The organism is Flavobacterium sp. WC2421, from assembly GCF_040822115.1.
Lineage (GTDB): Bacteria > Bacteroidota > Bacteroidia > Flavobacteriales > Flavobacteriaceae > Flavobacterium.
In genome coordinates this window covers 2,152,776-2,171,362 of record NZ_CP162004.1, presented here as the reverse complement: position 1 = coordinate 2,171,362, position 18,587 = coordinate 2,152,776, and the positions used below count along the sequence as shown (strand labels likewise).

Here is an 18,587-nt window from a genome sequence, read left to right as displayed (position 1 = left end):
CCAAATCAAATGAAAATACTTGTAATTCAACAAAAAATGATTGGAGATGTCTTAATAAGCTCTTTATTATGTGATAATTTGCGCAAAGCATACCCCAACGCTCAAATTGATTACATGGTTTATGAATCGACGATTGCTGTTTTACAGGGAAATACTAGCTTTGATAATCTTATCCTTTTTAAGGAAAAACATCAAAAGAGTAAATGGGAACTTTATAAATTCCTAAAAACGATTCGTAAAGAAAAATACGATATTGTTATAGATGCTTATTCCAAATTAGAAAGTTGGCTCGTAGTATTATTTTCAGGAGCATCAAAAAAAATATCTTATCTAAAAAAAGGGAGAACATTCCTTTATACAGATAATATAATAAGACAGCAAACACCTACTAGTAATTTAGGCTTAATAATTGAACAACGATTAGCATTGCTAGATCCATTGCAGCTCAACATCGATTTGATTACATTTCCAGAAATTTATGTAACAAAGGAGGAAAATGATTTCGCCTCTTCCCTTTTGGATTCTCATGGTCTAGATCGATCCAAAAAAACGATTATGCTCAGTATAATTGGAAGCAGTCCCGACAAAACCTATCCATTGAAATACATGTCAGAATTAGTTGATTTCATTGGTGACAATGATAACTGTAATATCCTTTTTAATTATTTTCCAAAGCAAATTGAAGAAGCTAAAACGATCTTCAATGGATGCAAAGAGAGTACAAAACAAAAAATTCACTTTTCGGTTTTAGGAAAGAATATTCGAGAATTCATCGCCATAATGAACCAATGTGATATGATTATTGGTAATGATGGTGGAGCAATCAATATGGCTAAAGCACTCCACAAACCTTCCTACATTGTTTTTTCTCCTTGGATTGACAAAAAAGGCTGGGCCACATTTGAAGACGGAATCAATCATATTTCTTTACATTTAAATGAATTTAAACCCGAATTATTTGAAGGAAAGTCAGCTAAAATTGTAAAAAAAGAAACTAAATTATTTTATAATGAGTTTCAACCTGAACTATTATTCCCTTCGTTGCAAACTTTTTTAAATACACATTCTCGCTAAACCCAAAAGAAAGAACTTATTTTCAAACTGCCCATAATTTATGATTGAATCGTCTAATACAAATATATCCGTTTTAATAATTACATTAAACGAGGAAAATCAAATGCAGGCGCTTTTGGCTGATTTGGATTTTGCGGACGAAATTATTGTTGTCGATTCATTTAGTACAGATAAAACGGAAGCAATTTGTAAATCATTTCCAAAAGTAAAATTCTTTCAAAACACTTTTAAAAATTATCCAGCACAAAGAAATTATGCGATTTCATTAGCCCAAAATGATTGGATTCTTTTCCTTGATGCTGATGAAAGGCTAACTCCTGAATTAAAGTCAGAAATTCTAGAAACGACACAACAAAAAACAACTTCTATTGCTTTTCAGTTTCGTAGAAAATTTATGTTCAAACATAAGGTTCTTCATTTTAGTGGCTGTCAAAATGATAAAATTTTTCGCCTTTTCCATAAAGGATTTGCTACTTACGCAACTGAAAAATTAGTCCATGAAAAATTAATTACGAATGGAAAAACGGCGGTATTCAAAAACAAACTCATTCATTACTCCTATCCTAATTATGGTTCTTATAAAGCAAAAATAATACGTTACGGAGAATTGAAAGCACAGGAAAAGTTTATGCAAAATGACTTTCCTTCCATTTTGTTCCAATACCTCCACCCTGCCTATAACTTCCTTTTTAATTATATTGTACGATTGGGGTTTCTCGACGGAAAAAAAGGAATCACTATTTGCTATCTAAATGCGTACAGTGTTTTTATTCGTTACAAACGATTAAGAATCCTTAAAATGACACTAAATTAAAGGGCGATTTACTAAACTATATTTCAAAAAACCACGGGTAATAAGTATAAAAAAACAGTATTTTAAGTTATTAGAAACTCAAATAAAGAGTTATAACATTTAGAATAGTTATTTTTGCAGTCAAATTTATTTTTTTTATATAACTATGGATCTTAACGAAGAAGTAATTAAAGCACTTGAAGTGATCAAAGAAGGTGGAATTATCCTTTATCCTACAGATACCGTTTGGGGAATAGGTTGTGACGCAACTAATGCTGAGGCTGTAGCCAAAATATACAAACTCAAACAAAGAGCCGAAACGCAAAGCATGATCGTTTTGATGAATGGCGAAAAAATGATGTACAATGTTTTCAAAGAAATCCCAGAAGTAGCTTGGCAAATCATGGATTTATCCGAAAACCCCACTACTTTAATTCTTGATAATCCTAGAAACATTGCTGCTAACTTAATTGCCACCGACAAAACTTTAGGAATCCGAATCGTAAAACAACCTTTTTGCTTTAAACTATTGGAGCGAATGAAAAAACCATTAGTTTCCACTTCGGCCAACATATCAGGGCAACCCACACCAAAAAGTTTCAAAGAAATTAGTCCTGAGATTATTAAAGGTGTAGACTATGTTGTAAATTTGCACCGCGATAAAATTGGGGGAAAACCATCGACAATTATAAAGTTGACAAATGACTCTCAGGTAAAAGTGATACGTAAATAGTTTTTAATAGCAGATTATTAAAGTACAACCGCAGATTCGCAGATTAAAATTTTAATTTATGGAGGAATATTTATCCGCAGATGAGACCTACAAAATAATTGGAATTCTATTTGAAGTTCATAAAACTTTAGGAAAAGGTTTTTCAGAAATTGTATATAAAGACGCTTTAGAATTTGAGTTTAACGAAAACAACATCCCTTATGAACGTGAAAAAGAATACTCAGTAAACTATAAAAACACAATTTTAAAGCATCAGTTTTATGCAGATTTCGTACTTTATAAGTCAATAATTTTAGAAATTAAAACTGTAGATTGTTTTAATAATAGCCATTATAATCAATGCTTAAATTATCTAAAAGTGTCAGATAATGAACTTGCATTATTGGTGAATTTCAATTCTATTTCTTTAGAATACAAACGAATTGTTCGCACAAAAAAATAAAAAAATCTGCGAATCTGCGGTAGAATCTTATGAATTACAAAGAAGCATTACATAACAAAATATTCCAAGTCATCTCTCAGGCTTCCCTAGAACTTAACGTTGATAGTTATGTTATTGGTGGTTTTGTGAGAGATTTGATTTTAAAAAGAGATTTTAAAAAAGACATTGATATCGTTGCTGTTGGCAGCGGAATCGAATTGGCTTTAAAAGTATCTAAATTACTACCTAACAAACCAAAAGTTCAGGTTTTCAAAACTTATGGTACTGCCATGTTGCGTTTTGAAGATACTGAAATCGAATTTGTTGGTGCTAGAAAAGAGTCGTACCATTTTGAAAGTCGCAACCCAGTTGTAGAAAACGGAACGTTAAAAGATGACCAAGACCGTCGTGATTTTACCATCAACGCATTGGCTATTTCTTTAAACTCAAAAAATTACGGGGAATTATCAGATCCTTTTGATGGTTTAAAAGATATGGAAAATAAGGTTTTAAGAACGCCTCTTGATCCAGATATCACCTATTCTGACGACCCGTTGCGCATGATGCGCGCCATTCGTTTTGCAAATCAGTTGAATTTTGAAATTGAAGAGAATTCGTTACTGTCAATTACTAAAAATGCAGAACGAATTAAAATCATCTCAGGAGAACGAATTGTAGATGAATTAAATAAGATTCTTTCGACTGATAAACCATCAATTGGCTTTTTACTGCTTTACAAAACTGGACTTCTAGACATTCTTTTACCAGAATTGACCGCTTTAAACAACGTAGAAGAAATTGAAGGGCAAACACACAAAAACAATTTCTACCATACGCTTGAAGTCGTAGATAATATTTGTCCAAACACCGATGATGTATGGCTTCGTTGGTCTGCTTTACTACATGATATTGGGAAAGCACCAACCAAACGATTTAATAAAAAACAAGGCTGGACCTTTCACGGACATGAATTTCTCGGAGGAAAAATGGTCAAAAAATTATTTGAACGTTTGCATATGCCTTTGAATCAAAAAATGAAATTTGTTCAAAAAATGGTCATGATGAGCTCCCGTCCTATTGTACTTTCGCAAGACACAGTTACGGACTCAGCAGTACGCCGATTGGTTTTTGACGCTGGTGAAGATGTAGAAGACTTAATGACACTTTGTGAAGCTGACATTACCACCAAAAACCCAAATAAATTCAAGAAATACCATAGTAATTTTGAAATTGTTCGAAAGAAAATTGTGGAAGTAGAAGAACGCGATCAAGTACGTAATTTTCAACCTCCAATAACAGGAGAGGAAATTATGGAGCTTTTTAACATAAAGCCTTCCAAAGAAATAGGTATGCTGAAAGAAGCGATAAAAGAAGCTATATTAGAAGGTGAAATCGCCAACGAGTACCAAGCTGCTTACGACTTTATGTTAAAAAGGGCTCAAAAAATAGGATTAAAGATTAACGCTTGTTGAATTAAGAATTAATTGTTTATAAAATATCTTTGCCAAAATTAGTTTCAAAATGAAAAAACAGAATAAATCAGTTATAATTTGGTTGTTATCCGGTTGTTTATTAATTTTTATAATGGTAGTCGTGGGTGGAATCACCCGATTGACAAATTCAGGTCTATCGATGACTGATTGGCACTTGATAACAGATACTCTACCCCCATTAACAGAAGCAAAATGGCAAGAAGTATTTGACCAATACAAACAATTTCCTGAATATCAAAAAATCAATATCCATAATGATTTTACCCTTTCTGATTATAAATTTATTTATTTCTGGGAATGGTTTCACCGTTTTATAGGTCGTGCCATTGGAATGGTATTTATGCTTCCATTTATCTATTTTTTAATTCGAAAACAACTAGACAAAAGCACAATTAAAAAATGCATCATACTATTAGGGCTTGGTGGTTTACAAGGCTTTTTTGGTTGGTTTATGGTTCGAAGCGGATTAATTGATAATCCTGATGTGAGCCATTTTAGACTTGCCTTACACTTAACAACTGCCTTTATTACCTTTGCTTACACTTTTTGGGTAGCGTTAGACCTAATTTATCCAGACAAAAGAGCTGCTCAAAAATCGTTACAAACTATCGCTAAATATGCACTTGCTTTTTTATTATTGCAAATCATCTACGGAGGATTTGTCGCAGGTTTAAATGCAGGTTTAATTCACAACCATTGGCCATTAATGAGTGATGGACAATTCATTCATGACTCGGTATTTTTAGAGCAAAAAAACCTGTTTTTAAGCTTTACCGAAGGAAAAAGTGGCGTGCAGTTTATACATAGAACATTAGCTTATTTTGTAGTTGCTATGATGCTTTTACTTTATTTTAAAAGCAAAAAATACGCATTGGACAATGGACAAAAATACGGTGTTAATTTGCTTGTAATTCTTGTTTTTTTACAGTTTGCTTTAGGTGTTTTTACATTACTTTATGGTGTCCCATTATGGCTAGGATTAATCCACCAAATCAATGCTTTTTTCCTTTTATCAGCCATGACATTTACCTTGCACCGATTGTCTAAATAACAACTTTTAGCTATATTTACATTTGACTATATTGTCACATTTCTTTGTTCATCTTAAACAAAAATGTCTAAACTTGCTGCTCAGGATAAGTTCTTCGATTTATCAGATTACGGAAGATCACCTGGAAAATTATTTGCAAAACGATTAAAAAACACTCGATTTACCCCTATACATGTTACGCTGCTTTTTGGCCTATCAGGTCTTATTGCTGTCTATTTTATAGTGCAAAATCAATACTATTTAGCAGGTGTTTTTATTATTTTAAAATCGATAATTGATGCCGCTGATGGGGAACTGGCACGCTTAAAAAAAAGACCATCCTACACTGGAAGATACCTTGACAGTGTCTTTGATATTTTTCTAAATTTTTTCTTTTTATCGGCAATTTGCTACGTTTCAGCAACGCCTTTTTGGGTCGCATTATTGGCTTTCTTTTGCATCCAATTACAGGGAACATTATACAATTATTACTATGTAATTTTAAGAAACAAATCAATTGGAGGTGACTCCACAAGCAAAGTTTTTGAGTACAAAATGCCTAAAGCTTTACCTGGAGAAAGTCAAAAATCAGTAGCAATTTTATTCGAAATTTATACCCTTGTTTATGGTGGTTTTGATAAAATAATTCACACCTTCGACAGGGATGCTTATAGAGTCAAAACATTACCAAATTGGTTTATGACTTTTGTATCTATATATGGATTGGGTTTCCAACTATTAATAATAGCGCTGATGTTGGCCTTAGATTACATTGAATACATTGCTCCATTTTTTATAGTGTATTCCATTTTTATTTTTATCCTAATAGGAATAAGAAAGCGATATTTTAGACATTAAGACCCAATAGAGATAATCTATTGTCGGTATTTAAAAAATTAAATACGAGATAGTTAAGATATTTATTATAAACTCATAGTTTAACCAATAATTAAGCAATCCAATTTTTAAAATCAGAAACTTTTTCTCTACTTACAACAACCTCATCGGTGGTATACGACGGCAAAATTACTTTTAAACGAGAATTACTATAGACAATAATTTCCTTTATTGCCTTCATTGGAATAATGAATTTACGGCTCACTCGATAAAAAGCAGAACGATCTAATTCTTGCTCCAATACTTCTAAAGTAGTTTCGACAAGATAATTTCTATTGTCAAAAGTATGAATATAAGTCCCCTTATTTTCGCTATAAAAACACTCTATTTCATCAGTAGAAATAACTTTTAGATGCTGCCCTATTTTTACTGTAAACCGTTTTTTGTAATTTTTTTCAAACGGATTTGAAAGCATTTTTTTGATCTCTTCAAAATCAATTTGAAGCTTTTCCTTTTTAGGTAAACGGTCCTTAAATTTTGCAATTGCAATTTCTAAATCATCTTCGTCAATAGGCTTTAAAAGATAGTCAATACTGTTCAATTTAAATGCTCTCAAAGCATATTCATCGTAGGCAGTTGTAAAAATAATTGCGCTCTTAATTTCGATTTTTTCAAATATCTCAAAGGACAATCCATCCGATAATTGGATGTCCAAAAATATCAAATCTGGATGTTCATTATTCGAAAACCATTCAATAGATTCTTCAACAGAATGAAGCATTACTCCTACCTCCAGATTCAGCTTTTCTAATTTACGTTGCAACAATCTTGCTGCCGGTTTTTCATCTTCGATTATTATGATTGTCATAAAATATTGTTTTTAAAATCTAAATTAATGAGTGTAAAAAACATGTTATTCAAAAACATATTTTTCTAACAAAGGCCATTTTTTCTTCAGGTTAATTTTGGGTTTTCTACAAAGGTAAACGGGAATATTATTTTCTTCATCAATGGCATATTTATGCTTGATTATTTTAACCAATTTCACCTCCTGAAAAACACGATCAACGGCTACTTTTTCGTTCCCAATACTGATACAAAAAGTGCCATCTGTACTTCCCGTTCCCCAAGTCCAAAAACTCCCATGTGAACAAACTGGATTAGGCAAATGATACTTTTTTCCTAAAATTTCTAATGCACCAGCTTCACCATAATTCTCGGCCCAAATCATACAATTCTCTTTCTCTTTTAACGGTAAGGATTGATATAAACTATCTACTAATTTCACTTGTTCTTCCCAACCAAACATATCCGCATAATCCGATGTTAATTCGACTCTACCGTCCTGTAGCTTTTTTGCATCAGCATATTCCACATAATCCGTGATAGGCAAAATAGGTATTGCTAAAGGCAAAAAAGGAAGACCCGGAAGTAATAGTACCGCAGCCACAACATAAATCCATTTAGGCTTATTCTCCAATAATTTTTCGATTTTCACGGCACCTGCTGCAAACAGTATTGGATAAATGGCAAAGAAATAATAGGCTTTGGATTCCATAATCCATAGGGTTCCAAAGATGACAAGCGTGGCAACTCCAAAAATTTTATACTTTTTTAAATTGGTATCCAAAAAATAAGCAACTAGACCAATGAGGCTAATCGTAAATGTGAAAGGGTGTTTGATTTGTTCGATAACAAAATCAAATGTACCATTAGCATCTAATTGAGTTTCTTTTAATTTCTTTAAGTGCAAAATGAGAGGAAAATGGTGGTTTACTTGCCAAATAATATTGGGGAGAAAAATTAAAAAAGAAATAATTCCTGAAATATACAACCATTTATTTTTGAATAATTTCCCTTTATCGTAAAACATCAATCCAATAAAAACTCCAAATCCCCAAACTAGAATGGTGTATTTATTCATCAAGCCAATACCAAAAGTAATTCCTAGAAGCACCAGAAATTTAATTTGTTTGGTATTGAAGTATTTAATTAAAAAATAGAATCCTAAAGTCCAGAAAAACTGATCAAAAGCTACTGGCTGAAATAATAAATGGTTGCGGTAAAAGGGTAAGAATGCCAAAACTGAAATTCCTGCTAACAAAACGGCATTTCTCTTTCCGCCCAATTCTTTGGCAATGAAACAACAGATTATAAGTATTCCAATTCCAGCTAAAGTAGAAAAAAAACGAATTCCTGATAAAGAGTATCCAAAAACGAAATGAGCCACTTTACCTACGAAAGCAATAAAAGGTGGAAATTCAAAATAACCCCAATCCAAGTGTTCACTTACTGATAGGTGCAATAATTCATCACGATGGAAACCATAATTTTGATTTCCAATTAAATGAATTATAAGTTTTATAAAGGCTAAAACGGCAATAACTGGTACATATTTTTTCAAGGTAGCTAGCTTTCTAGTTTACGGTTAAATAATAAAGAATCAAATCTAAAAATTCATTTTACTCCCATTTATTATTTTTATCCTTATCCATTAATTCTTGAATTTTCTTCTCTTCCCAATCGGATCCAAAAAACAACTCTCTTCCAAAAACTGATAATCCATGTGATAGCAAACCAATTCCCCAGAATAAAGCCGTACTCCATGTCTCCCATTTCCAAAAGACTTCACTTCCGAGCAAGCTTCTATTAAAAGTAGAAAGCACTATAAAGGCATTAACTAAAACGTAAACTAATAAATGAACATAAAACCCTTTTATTCTTTTTACTCTTCTATAAGCAATATCATAACGCGCATCAGGACTATCATTCCCTGACGTATAATTTTCATACATTCTTCGTCTAAATCTTCCCATTTTTATAAAAATTTAAATTATTCCCAATTATTTCTGGATTGTTCTTCTTTATCTATAAACTCTTTTATTTTTCTTTTTTCCCATTCTTTATTAAAAAAAGGAGGGTAATCAAAAGCGATTAAACCATGTAAAACTATTGGTATTGCCCAGCCCAACAAGCACCACAAACACCACAAGTATTCTGGAGAAGTAATCAGATTTACTGCAATTACAATTGGATTTGTCAGAAGATATACTGTAAGATGCACATAAAAACTTTTAATTTCTTTTACTTTTTTTTGCGCTTCATAATAGCGTTTCTCCTCTTGATAATTATTTTCCATTTTATTGATTTAAAATATTATTTCCATTTCTGCATTTTTTCCTTCTCCATAAATTCTTTGATTTTTTGCTCTTCCCAATCTTTACCTAGAAATGGCATGTAATTAAAAACCTTCATCCCGTGAAAAAACACACCCATTCCCCAACCTAATAGCGGCCAAAAAAACCATAAATATTCTGGTGAGGTAACCAAATTAAGTACTAAAAGCCCCGTGTTTACAACAATATAAGAGATCAAGTTTCCGTAAAATCCTTTAATTTCCTCTACTCGCTTTTTAGCCTTAAAATAACGTTCTTCGTTTTGATATTTATTCTCCATGATTATTTCCATGTTTGTTTATTATCTTCTTTAATTAAAATCTCTTGAATTTTTCTTTCTTCTCACTAATCGGTAAATATATTAAATTTTACAGGCATGTATTAATAAACGAATTCCTCTACTAACGTTCTTGGAATGCGGCTTTGCAAGGTTTCGAAATTCTTGGCAGTGATCTTTCAGCTAAGATAAAATTTCCCACGGAACGCAAACATAAATTTATAAGAAAATTCTTAATATTTCTATACAATTGTAGGCATTTCTTTATTTTGATACTTTAGACTTTTGAATACTCAAAGCTTTCTGTTTTATCCATTGAATTGAAATATCAACAGGTTCAGCATCATTGTCAGAAGAAGTATTGTGTCCTAAGTTAGAAAACAAAGTATATTCGAAAGGTCTACCTAGAACTTTCAATGTGTTTAATTGCTCGATACACATCTTTACCGGGATCTGTATATCTTTCTCACCAAAAAGCCAAAGTCCCGGAATTGAAACTTTATTTAGAGCGTTTTTGGGATCAGTAGCCGTAAATTGATAGCGGTCAGCATCATTTTTGACATGTTCACGAGCATCCGCTTCTGAATGAGTTTCCCAAAAATTGTTGTTTCCATTGGTATAAAACTGAAACCTTAGTTGTTCCAGAGTTGTAATTGTTGGGCAACTAAACAAAACCATAAATTCTATTTTCGGATTTTTACTTGTAGTAATTGGGATTATCCACCCTGCTTGACTAAAGCCAACTAATCCAATAGGTATCTTTTTATCCTTCAAATAAGTTCTAAATGTATTTACTGCTGTATTTGCATCGTGAGATAATAAACTAAGATTAGTTGTGTCAATATTATTAGTACCAACAGATGGTCCCACATATACACCGCCTGATTCCCCAACTCCTCGTTTATCATATGTGAATACAGCAATGCCTTCTTTGGCAAGACGTTTTGCAAACTCCAATTCTCTTTTTACAGGGTCAGACCCATGAACAATTACAACAGCTGCAAATGTTTTTTTTGGCGTTAAAATTGAGCCTGAAAGAGTGACGCCCTGACTTTCGAATTTTACATCTTGAATTGTAAATTCCGTTGATTGAGAAAATACAATTTCTGGTAAAGTTATTAATACTAACCAAATAAATAAGTTTGAAAAAGAGTTAATGTTCATTTTTGTTTAATGTAAAAATTTGTTTTTAAGTGTTTTTAGCATTGCCCACAACTACTGAATATGAACACCATTGTAATTCAGGAGTGAATTTCTAGTTAATAAAAATATAGTACGAGTTACACTAAAATAGATGAACAAATGCAACTAAAATGCTTTGATTTTATTGAATCTTTTTTTTGCCTTAGAATAGCAATCTTCTTCTTGATATTTATTCTCCATGACTATTTCCATGTTTGTTTTGCATCTTCTTTACTCAATATTTCCTGGATTTTTCGTTCTTCCCAATTCGAGCTATACCCAAAAACTTTCAAAGCATGCATGATTAAACCAAATCCCCAACCACCTGCTGAAAACCAAAACCATTGAAATTCTGGCGAATACCTTAGATTAATAAAAATTAAAAAAGGAATTACACAGCAATAAGAAATTAAATTTCCATAAAAACCCTTCAATTCTTCTACACGCTTTTTTGCTCTGTAGTAGGCATTGTTTTCATCGTATTCTTTTGTCGTTTCCATAACTGTAATTTGTTTGGTCAAAATTGGTATTTTGACCGAAAATACTTTTTCATTTTGTGCTATCAATACTTTCCTATCGGTGATAATTCCGTATCGATTAATTATATTTTGAAGACCAACTCCTTGACGGTCTTGTAATACTTCTTTCTTTTGAAAATCATTTTCAACTACTAAATAACTTCCTTGAATGCTAATTCGAATATGCAAAGGTCTTTTTTCACTTACCACATTGTGTTTTACTGTGTTTTCTAACAACAACTGCAAGGAAAGCGGGACGACCTTAGCTTCTGGATCAATTATTGAATTTGGTAATTCATAAAACAAACTATTCTCAAAACGCATTTTAAGCAAGTTCATATACGTTTTGGCGAAAGCCAATTCTTCTTCAACAGAAACTAATTCTTTGTCTTTTTGTTCTAATACATACCTGTAAATCTTCGACAAGGAAGTCGTGAATCGCTGTGCATTATCCGGATTTTCTTCGATCAAAGAACTCAATACATTCAGACTATTGAATAAAAAATGTGGGTCTATTTGATTCTTTAAACTTTCGAATTTCGCATTGGCAGTTCCAGCGATGATTTTCTGTTCTTTTACTTTGTTTTCGTTGTATAATTTGTAGAAATAAAAAGTATATAACGATAGTGTTACAAAAAAAGTAATACTAATTGAAAACAAATAATTGGATGGCTTTTCAGCTGATAAAAACTCTTGAAATGTCATCCCATTGACTAAAACTTCTTCAAAAATACGCAGTAAAAAAATAACGAATAAAGAAAGTAAAAATGCTCCAAAAAATCCAATTACAATCCTTTTTAGAGAAAACCTATCCTTTTTAAAATACAAATCTAGGGAGTTAAAAAGATACATATTAGACACATACAGTGATAACGTGTACAACAAGGTAAATCCAAAACTAATTAATAAACTTAGATCAAATCGTATTGTATTCCCTAAAATCAAGTTCAAAAATTGAGCTATAAAAAAGATAATAAATGAGAGTACAAATACTTTAGGTATTTCTTTATTAATTTTATACATATTATTTTAAATTAAGTAATAGGAAAATTGAATTTGATTAATTATCCTATTTACAGTTTTTCTGTGCTTCTAAAGCTCTGTCTAATCCCCATTTAGGAGAAAAAGGTGTTTCAGGTTTAAAAGTAGCAAAAAGTTCAATGGCTTTATCAATTTGAGCACACATCGGTTTGGTATCTTTTCCCCAAAACTTGGCTCCGCCTATTTCAAATTCTGCTTTTGAATAAACTACTCTCGGATTATTAGGTGCAATTGCTTCAGCTTTTGCGTACAATCCCATAGTAGGTCCAGATAGTTTTTGTCCGTTCGTCATAGGGTCGAAAACAATCCAAGCAGTATTAATCATAGCCTGCATCACATACAATTCGGCATTATTTTGATCTTTACCCATTTCTACATCTAAAGCGTTTTGTGCTTTCGAAAGTAATAAATTTATTTTTTCTTTATCTTTAGTTCCAAAAGCAGTTGTAGTATTTACTAAAGCCACATAGTAATTAGGCAACCAGTTCGTAGGTTCAGCAGCGGCAATTCTTTCGAATAAATCAGAAGCTTCTGTAGTTTTCCCTTCTCCCCAAAGTCCAAAGGCTTTTCCCATTCCTTGTTCAAACTTCCCTCCTGTTGACTCCATAGTGCTTTGTTGTCCTTGAGCCGATAATAATGTAATAACAAATAGTGCGAAAGTGGTAATTAATTTGGTCATGATTTCTAGTTTTTAAGATTGATTAATTTTTTATTGATGATTGAAACGTTGTTAATTTATATTTCAAAAGTATTTCAGAAATACGGTTGTAAAAATTTATAATTACTGAACTGTTGAATTTTAAGGATGAATCGGTAAATTAGTTGAAAGTCATAAAGTCGAAAGTCACATTGTTTGCGGAAATACTTTAAGTCTTTGAAAATCCAAATCATTCTTCCTTTTAAACTTTCAACTTTATAACTTTAAGACAAATTACAGATTCTTCAACTGATTGTCTTTTTTGTCTTTGCTAATGGTCCAAAAGAAACCAACAAAGAAGAACCGATCTGCTGTGGGCGTGATGGTTTTTCGGTTATAATAACCCGCTGCATTTGGGTCTTTAGCATAATCATATCCAAAAACATTTTGTGTTCCTAATACATTTGAAACGGAGATATATAATATCTTTTGAGCACTTATTAAATACGCCCAGTTAAAACTTAAACTATTATACGATTTCGTTTTTCCATTCATGAATTGGGTTTCATTTGGATTATTATAGGGACGTCCTGAGCTAAAAGAATTCGTAAATCCAATTTGTGATCTCCAGTCTGATATCCAATATTTAGTTACAATAGACAAACTATGATCAGCGACAAAACTGGGGGTTGCGGCTACTGGGAAATTTTTATAATCTCTTTTGGTATCGATATAAGAATAGGAAATCCAATATTCTAGATTTTTAATTGTTTTTCCATCCCTCCAGAATAAATCCAACCCTTTAGCGTATGCTGAACCCGTATTATTAAAAACCGAATTATAAGCAATATCCTGAGTATCGTATTTTACTAGATTATTGTAGTCTTTATAATAGGCTTCGGCTCTAAAGGTTTTACTGTCTTTAGCATATTGAAAATTCAAAATATAATGAGCCGCTTTCTCACTTTCAAACTGATGGTATTTAGAATATTTTATATAATCAACAGATGGACTTTGAGAGAAATCTCCGTAAGCCAATGAGAACTGACTATTTTTAGCTACTTTGTATGCTAATGAAAGTCTTGGAGCAAGGGCAGTTTCATCAAGTAAATCATTGTACGAAGCTCTTAACCCAATTTTGGCGGCAAACTTTTTCGAAAATAAAACATCGGCTTCCGTGAAGACTGCTGCAATATTCGAGTTGTACCCATTTGTATTCGTTGTTCCAAGATTAGGTTTGAAATCTTCATTGAATTTGGTACTAAAATAATCCCCTCCAAAAGACAATTTAAAATAATTAGAAAAGCTTTTCTTCAATTTCAATTTTAAATGGGCAGCATTTTCATCATTATCAACTTGATCTAAATCCAATCCTATTTTATTTTTACTATACCCATAACTCATACCAGTAGTAATTTGCCAATTAGTCCCAAAACCGCCTTTGTATGAAGTATTCAAATAAAAATTATCATTGTTTAGATTCACCCTTATTTTCTCTGGACTGTTTATATTTTCCTGATTAATATCAAATTTAGAAGAATCAAAAGCAGCATACAATTTCAGAATTCCGTTATTAAAATTATAGCGATACACCGTTTCTCCCGACAAAGATTGAAAAGGACTATTCCAGTCCACATTTTGTGGAATTGCTGCTTGGTAAGGAGCTAAATTGATATACGAAGCATTTACACTCAGTGAGCTCTTTTCCCATTTTTGAGTATTTCCAAGCCCTAAGCCAACAGTCATTAGTGAAATTTCGGTTTTGTTTTGATCCGGATTGTCCTCCGTATTTAAAAGCAATACGCTCGATAACGCTTCCCCATATTCGGCAGAATACCCTCCAGTAGAGAAAGCAATACCATTGAATAAAAATGGAGAAAACCGACCACGAGTAGGCAAATTATTAGTTGTTGCGCCATACGGTTGTGCCACACGAATACCGTCGACAAAAGTTTGAGTTTCATTAGCTTCTCCTCCGCGAACAAACAAACGACCGTCTTCACCCACACTTTGTGTCCCAGGCAAGGTTTGTAAAGCAGCAATAATATTCCCAGCCGAACCTGCTGTGGTTACAATATCTAACGGTTTTAAAACTGAAACCCGTGCTTTCTCACCTGATTCCATTGTGCCAGCTGTAATCACAACCGCGTCCAAAGCATTTAAATTCTCTTTTAGTTTGATGGTTTTTCCCTGAAAATTAGCAACATCAATTTGAGTTTTTGAAGTTTCGTAAATTAAAAAACTAACTACTAATGTTTGATTTCCTTTTTCGTCCGTTACAAATGAGAAATCCCCCATTTCATTAGATGTTGCTCCGTCGTAAGTTCCTTCGATAAAAACATTAGCGCCAACGATTGGTTTTCCTTTTTCATCTATCACTTTTCCTGAAATAGTAGCTTGTGCAAATAGTAAAGTGGTAAAAAATAAAGTAATTAATGTAGTGATTGATTTCATTTGGTTTGATTTTGATTCTCCAAATGTATTTTGATTGTCTCTTTTTAAAAACTTAAACTAACTGAACTGTCAATTTTCAGGGATGAGTTGTAGTCGATTTGATTTTCTGTTATATTTACATCAAATCGTAAGGATTTACAATGGCGATTTGCATGAGGGATGGCAGTGGAAATCCTCCCATTTTTCATGGGAGATTGCAACGAACAGCCCGACCGAAGCTTTTGCGGAGGGCATGCCCAAGAAATATTTAGAAACAAAGATTTATAGTAAATGAAAACGGAACAAGAAAAAATGATTGATGGTGAGTATTACTTGGCTGGAGATCCTGTTTTAGTTAAAGGGCGAAGAAAGGCAAAAAACTTGCTACATAGCTTGAATGTTACTCAATATCGAGTGACCAAAAAAGCACGTGAGATTATAGCAGAATTGATTCCGAATGCTGGAGTAAATCTTTATATTGAACCTCCTTTTCATTGCGATTATGGATACAATATATTATGTGGAGAAAACGTTTATTTTAATGTCAACTGTGTGGTGCTGGATTGTGCAAAAGTAACAATAGGTTCGAATGTGTTTTTTGCACCCGGAGTTCAATTGTATACTGCTACGCATCCACTGGAAGCTGAATTAAGAAAAACTCTTGAAAGTGCTCTACCAATAACCATTGGAGACGATTGCTGGATTGGTGGAAACTCCGTTATTTGCCCAGGAATCACTATTGGTAAAGGTTGTGTTATAGGTGCTGGATCAGTAGTTACTAAAGACATGCCCGATAATTCACTGGCAGTTGGAAATCCAGCGAAAGTCATACGAAAACTAAATCAATAAACTATGTCACATGTATTAGCTAAACTCAACAATGTTCCAATTGCAGTTATTAAAGAAATCCTAGAAAAAGACAAGGAATTTCATGCCTCCCAAGGAATGTATTTAGAAAACATTTGGCAAAACACAGATAACGATACCGAAGTTTTCTTTTTGTTTAAAATTGATTCTATCGAAAAAACAAAAGTACTCATCAACAAATTACACGCACAAGCTTTAGTGGAAAATCCCGAAGCTAATTTACCCACCATGATTTATTTACAATAAAATGCTAGAACTTAACAAAATACACCACATCGCCATTATCTGTTCTGATTATCAAAAGTCAAAGGATTTTTATACTGAAATTTTAGGATTAAAAATCATTCAAGAAATTTATCGCGAAGAAAGAGAATCTTATAAATTAGATTTGTCTTTAAACGGAAACTTTGTTGTCGAACTTTTTTCTTTCCCAAATCCACCTCAAAGGCCTTCGACTCCAGAATCCTGTGGTTTGCGTCATTTGGCTTTTGAAGTAAATGATATTGAAAAAACAAGAGCTTTTTTAATTACAAATAACATTTCTTCTGAAGAAATTCGAGTAGATGCCTATACTCAAAAACGATTTTTCTTTATTGCTGATCCTGATGGTTTGCCGTTAGAGTTTTATGAAAAATAAATTATTGGCTTATTAAAATGATCCTAATTATAAAGGTTTCTTAAAAAAAGCTCATTATCCATTCGTAATAAATCGTACTCCCTTTTATTTCTTTATATTTGCAAAACTTAAAAAACCTTAAAAAAAATTAAGGCTTGTAATATACATTTAGATGAGTAATATAGCGCACATTAAAAAAAATATTCAATTTATTAAATTCCAAAAAATAGTTATTGTTTCCATTTTGATTGGCTTTCTTTCTGCTTTTTTAGGAATAACTTTAAAAAAATTAACAGAATACTATGAAGAAATATTCTTCAGCCAGGCATCCATACATCCTATTTTTATTTTTGTTTTTCCTGTTTTCGGGTTTTCGGTCATCTACTTTTTAAGGCAGTACGTATTTAATAAAAAAGAAAATAAAGGAATTAACGAAATATTTGAAAGTACAGGCTCAAAAACCAAAAACTTACCTAAATCTAAGATTGCATCTCATTTTATTAATGGTTTATTGACTGTTGTTTTTGGAGGATCTACAGGAATTGAGGTTTCTACTGTTGTGGCTACGGCTACAATAGGATCAGTTGCGCAAAGGAAACAAAATATTTTTAAAGAGTACAAAACCGAATTAATTTGTGCTGGAGTAGCGGCAGGAATTACAGCTTTGTTTAATAGTCCTTTTGCGGGAATCTTTTTTGTGTTTGAAGTCATTTCTAGAAAAGTAACACGCACTTTTTTAATTAGTACTATTATTGCTGTTACTGTTTCTTTTGGACTTGTCTATTTAATTGACGAAAAACCATTATTTACGGTTGACATTACCACTTGGAATTTAAGAGCAATTCCGTTTTTTATTCTTTTGGGAATTTTGGCTGGAATTAATTCTGTTTACCTTACCCGTTGTGTTTTATTTTTCAAAAATAATTTAACCCAAATAAAAAGTCATTATTACAAAATTATAATTGGATCTGTAATATTAAGTTTTTCTCTATTTTTCTTCCCGCAACTTTATGGAGAAGGTTATCATGCCATCAAAATGATTTTTATAAATCCAAATGAAGTGAAAATATCTTTTAACTTACTATATACCCTTTTAGGAGTTATTCTTTTAAAACCTATTGTCACATCAGCCACGTTATTTTCTGGTGGAGACGGAGGGGTTTTTGCTCCAAGTATATTCATCGGTGCATTTTTAGGTTTATTTGTAGCGCAAATTTTAAATACTTATTTTAAAGCTAATATAATTCCTGTTAACTTTATGGTATTAGGAATGGCAGCTGTTTTAAGTGCTAGTATTCATGCTCCTTTTACAGCGATATTCTTAATTTGTGGTTTAACCAATGATTACACTTTGTTTTTTCCCATTTTAGTCGTTTGTCTTATTTCAAAATATACAGCAAAGATGATTTATCCACATTCCGTATATTCCTATTCAGCTAGTCTATCAAAATAAAAAAAC

20 protein-coding genes are annotated in these 18,587 nt (G+C 32.2%); 11 read left to right on the top strand and 9 right to left on the bottom strand.

The window, feature by feature from the left end:
- The first annotated feature begins 9 nt into the window (after positions 1 to 9).
- The 7 genes from AB3G33_RS09350 to AB3G33_RS09320 all read left to right on the top strand — a co-directional run bounded on the left by AB3G33_RS09350 (position 10) and on the right by AB3G33_RS09320 (position 6,402).
- Positions 10 to 1,074 (top strand): glycosyltransferase family 9 protein, encoded by a 1,065-nt coding sequence (locus AB3G33_RS09350; RefSeq protein ID WP_367768576.1) that lies wholly within the window; start codon positions 10 to 12, stop codon positions 1,072 to 1,074.
- 40 nt (positions 1,075 to 1,114) lie between these two features.
- Positions 1,115 to 1,888: a glycosyltransferase family 2 protein gene (locus tag AB3G33_RS09345; RefSeq protein WP_367768574.1), complete on the top strand. Its 774-nt coding sequence runs from the start codon at positions 1,115 to 1,117 to the stop codon at positions 1,886 to 1,888.
- Between the two features lie 145 nt (positions 1,889 to 2,033).
- On the top strand, positions 2,034 to 2,600 hold the full coding sequence (locus AB3G33_RS09340) for an L-threonylcarbamoyladenylate synthase (protein WP_367768571.1): 567 nt from the start codon (positions 2,034 to 2,036) through the stop codon (positions 2,598 to 2,600).
- A gap of 58 nt (positions 2,601 to 2,658) precedes the next feature.
- On the top strand, positions 2,659 to 3,042 hold the full coding sequence (locus AB3G33_RS09335; protein WP_367752062.1) for a GxxExxY protein: 384 nt from the start codon (positions 2,659 to 2,661) through the stop codon (positions 3,040 to 3,042).
- 29 nt (positions 3,043 to 3,071) lie between these two features.
- Positions 3,072 to 4,493, top strand: a complete 1,422-nt coding sequence (locus AB3G33_RS09330) for a CCA tRNA nucleotidyltransferase (RefSeq protein WP_367768569.1) — start codon at positions 3,072 to 3,074, stop codon at positions 4,491 to 4,493.
- Positions 4,494 to 4,542: 49 nt separating this feature from the next.
- Complete coding sequence (locus AB3G33_RS09325) at positions 4,543 to 5,565, top strand: COX15/CtaA family protein (RefSeq protein ID WP_367768566.1); 1,023 nt, start codon at positions 4,543 to 4,545, stop codon at positions 5,563 to 5,565.
- Positions 5,566 to 5,628: 63 nt separating this feature from the next.
- Complete coding sequence (locus AB3G33_RS09320) at positions 5,629 to 6,402, top strand: CDP-alcohol phosphatidyltransferase family protein (protein WP_367768563.1); 774 nt, start codon at positions 5,629 to 5,631, stop codon at positions 6,400 to 6,402.
- Positions 6,403 to 6,493: 91 nt separating this feature from the next.
- Here the strand turns inward: AB3G33_RS09320 and AB3G33_RS09315 are convergent, their stop codons facing one another.
- The 9 genes from AB3G33_RS09315 to AB3G33_RS09275 form a co-directional block, all read right to left on the bottom strand.
- Entirely contained in the window at positions 6,494 to 7,249 is a 756-nt protein-coding gene (locus AB3G33_RS09315) for a LytR/AlgR family response regulator transcription factor (protein ID WP_367768560.1), read from the bottom strand.
- Between the two features lie 45 nt (positions 7,250 to 7,294).
- Positions 7,295 to 8,785, bottom strand: a complete 1,491-nt coding sequence (locus tag AB3G33_RS09310) for an ArnT family glycosyltransferase (protein ID WP_367768557.1) — start codon at positions 8,783 to 8,785, stop codon at positions 7,295 to 7,297.
- A 58-nt stretch (positions 8,786 to 8,843) separates the two neighbouring features.
- Entirely contained in the window at positions 8,844 to 9,197 is a 354-nt protein-coding gene (locus AB3G33_RS09305) for a 2TM domain-containing protein (RefSeq protein ID WP_367768554.1), read from the bottom strand.
- Positions 9,198 to 9,214: 17 nt separating this feature from the next.
- Complete coding sequence (locus AB3G33_RS09300) at positions 9,215 to 9,520, bottom strand: 2TM domain-containing protein (protein ID WP_367768551.1); 306 nt, start codon at positions 9,518 to 9,520, stop codon at positions 9,215 to 9,217.
- A gap of 17 nt (positions 9,521 to 9,537) precedes the next feature.
- Positions 9,538 to 9,849, bottom strand: coding sequence for a 2TM domain-containing protein (locus AB3G33_RS09295; protein ID WP_367752048.1), 312 nt, complete (start codon positions 9,847 to 9,849; stop codon positions 9,538 to 9,540).
- A gap of 249 nt (positions 9,850 to 10,098) precedes the next feature.
- Positions 10,099 to 10,998, bottom strand: a complete 900-nt coding sequence (locus AB3G33_RS09290; protein ID WP_367768548.1) for an alpha/beta hydrolase family protein — start codon at positions 10,996 to 10,998, stop codon at positions 10,099 to 10,101.
- A gap of 221 nt (positions 10,999 to 11,219) precedes the next feature.
- Complete coding sequence (locus AB3G33_RS09285; protein ID WP_367768546.1) at positions 11,220 to 12,557, bottom strand: histidine kinase; 1,338 nt, start codon at positions 12,555 to 12,557, stop codon at positions 11,220 to 11,222.
- Positions 12,558 to 12,603: 46 nt separating this feature from the next.
- Positions 12,604 to 13,254: a hypothetical protein gene (locus tag AB3G33_RS09280; protein ID WP_367768544.1), complete on the bottom strand. Its 651-nt coding sequence runs from the start codon at positions 13,252 to 13,254 to the stop codon at positions 12,604 to 12,606.
- A gap of 252 nt (positions 13,255 to 13,506) precedes the next feature.
- Positions 13,507 to 15,666, bottom strand: a complete 2,160-nt coding sequence (locus tag AB3G33_RS09275; protein ID WP_367768541.1) for a TonB-dependent receptor — start codon at positions 15,664 to 15,666, stop codon at positions 13,507 to 13,509.
- A gap of 270 nt (positions 15,667 to 15,936) precedes the next feature.
- Between AB3G33_RS09275 and AB3G33_RS09270 the strand changes: the two genes are divergently transcribed.
- The 4 genes from AB3G33_RS09270 to AB3G33_RS09255 all read left to right on the top strand — a co-directional run bounded on the left by AB3G33_RS09270 (position 15,937) and on the right by AB3G33_RS09255 (position 18,581).
- Positions 15,937 to 16,494, top strand: a complete 558-nt coding sequence (locus AB3G33_RS09270) for a sugar O-acetyltransferase (protein WP_367768538.1) — start codon at positions 15,937 to 15,939, stop codon at positions 16,492 to 16,494.
- Positions 16,495 to 16,497: 3 nt separating this feature from the next.
- A complete protein-coding gene (locus AB3G33_RS09265; RefSeq protein ID WP_367752037.1) occupies positions 16,498 to 16,758 on the top strand; it encodes a hypothetical protein in 261 nt (86 codons plus the stop codon).
- Between the two features lies 1 nt (position 16,759).
- Positions 16,760 to 17,149: a VOC family protein gene (locus AB3G33_RS09260; RefSeq protein WP_367768535.1), complete on the top strand. Its 390-nt coding sequence runs from the start codon at positions 16,760 to 16,762 to the stop codon at positions 17,147 to 17,149.
- Between the two features lie 151 nt (positions 17,150 to 17,300).
- Entirely contained in the window at positions 17,301 to 18,581 is a 1,281-nt protein-coding gene (locus AB3G33_RS09255; RefSeq protein WP_367768533.1) for a chloride channel protein, read from the top strand.
- Positions 18,582 to 18,587 lie beyond the last annotated feature (6 nt).

Coding starts and splice junctions, on each gene's coding strand:
- AB3G33_RS09330 (WP_367768569.1), top strand. CDS start 3,072: ATGAATTACAAAGAAGCATTACATAACAAAATATTCCAAGTCATCTCT.
- AB3G33_RS09300 (WP_367768551.1), bottom strand. CDS start 9,520: ATGGAAAATAATTATCAAGAGGAGAAACGCTATTATGAAGCGCAAAAA.
- AB3G33_RS09320 (WP_367768563.1), top strand. CDS start 5,629: ATGTCTAAACTTGCTGCTCAGGATAAGTTCTTCGATTTATCAGATTAC.
- AB3G33_RS09335 (WP_367752062.1), top strand. CDS start 2,659: ATGGAGGAATATTTATCCGCAGATGAGACCTACAAAATAATTGGAATT.
- AB3G33_RS09275 (WP_367768541.1), bottom strand. CDS start 15,666: ATGAAATCAATCACTACATTAATTACTTTATTTTTTACCACTTTACTA.
- AB3G33_RS09295 (WP_367752048.1), bottom strand. CDS start 9,849: ATGGAAATAATCATGGAGAATAAATATCAAAACGAAGAACGTTATTTT.
- AB3G33_RS09315 (WP_367768560.1), bottom strand. CDS start 7,249: ATGACAATCATAATAATCGAAGATGAAAAACCGGCAGCAAGATTGTTG.
- AB3G33_RS09255 (WP_367768533.1), top strand. CDS start 17,301: ATGAGTAATATAGCGCACATTAAAAAAAATATTCAATTTATTAAATTC.
- AB3G33_RS09340 (WP_367768571.1), top strand. CDS start 2,034: ATGGATCTTAACGAAGAAGTAATTAAAGCACTTGAAGTGATCAAAGAA.
- AB3G33_RS09345 (WP_367768574.1), top strand. CDS start 1,115: ATGATTGAATCGTCTAATACAAATATATCCGTTTTAATAATTACATTA.
- AB3G33_RS09350 (WP_367768576.1), top strand. CDS start 10: ATGAAAATACTTGTAATTCAACAAAAAATGATTGGAGATGTCTTAATA.
- AB3G33_RS09290 (WP_367768548.1), bottom strand. CDS start 10,998: ATGAACATTAACTCTTTTTCAAACTTATTTATTTGGTTAGTATTAATA.
- AB3G33_RS09265 (WP_367752037.1), top strand. CDS start 16,498: ATGTCACATGTATTAGCTAAACTCAACAATGTTCCAATTGCAGTTATT.
- AB3G33_RS09280 (WP_367768544.1), bottom strand. CDS start 13,254: ATGACCAAATTAATTACCACTTTCGCACTATTTGTTATTACATTATTA.
- AB3G33_RS09285 (WP_367768546.1), bottom strand. CDS start 12,557: ATGTATAAAATTAATAAAGAAATACCTAAAGTATTTGTACTCTCATTT.
- AB3G33_RS09270 (WP_367768538.1), top strand. CDS start 15,937: ATGAAAACGGAACAAGAAAAAATGATTGATGGTGAGTATTACTTGGCT.
- AB3G33_RS09305 (WP_367768554.1), bottom strand. CDS start 9,197: ATGGGAAGATTTAGACGAAGAATGTATGAAAATTATACGTCAGGGAAT.
- AB3G33_RS09325 (WP_367768566.1), top strand. CDS start 4,543: ATGAAAAAACAGAATAAATCAGTTATAATTTGGTTGTTATCCGGTTGT.
- AB3G33_RS09260 (WP_367768535.1), top strand. CDS start 16,760: ATGCTAGAACTTAACAAAATACACCACATCGCCATTATCTGTTCTGAT.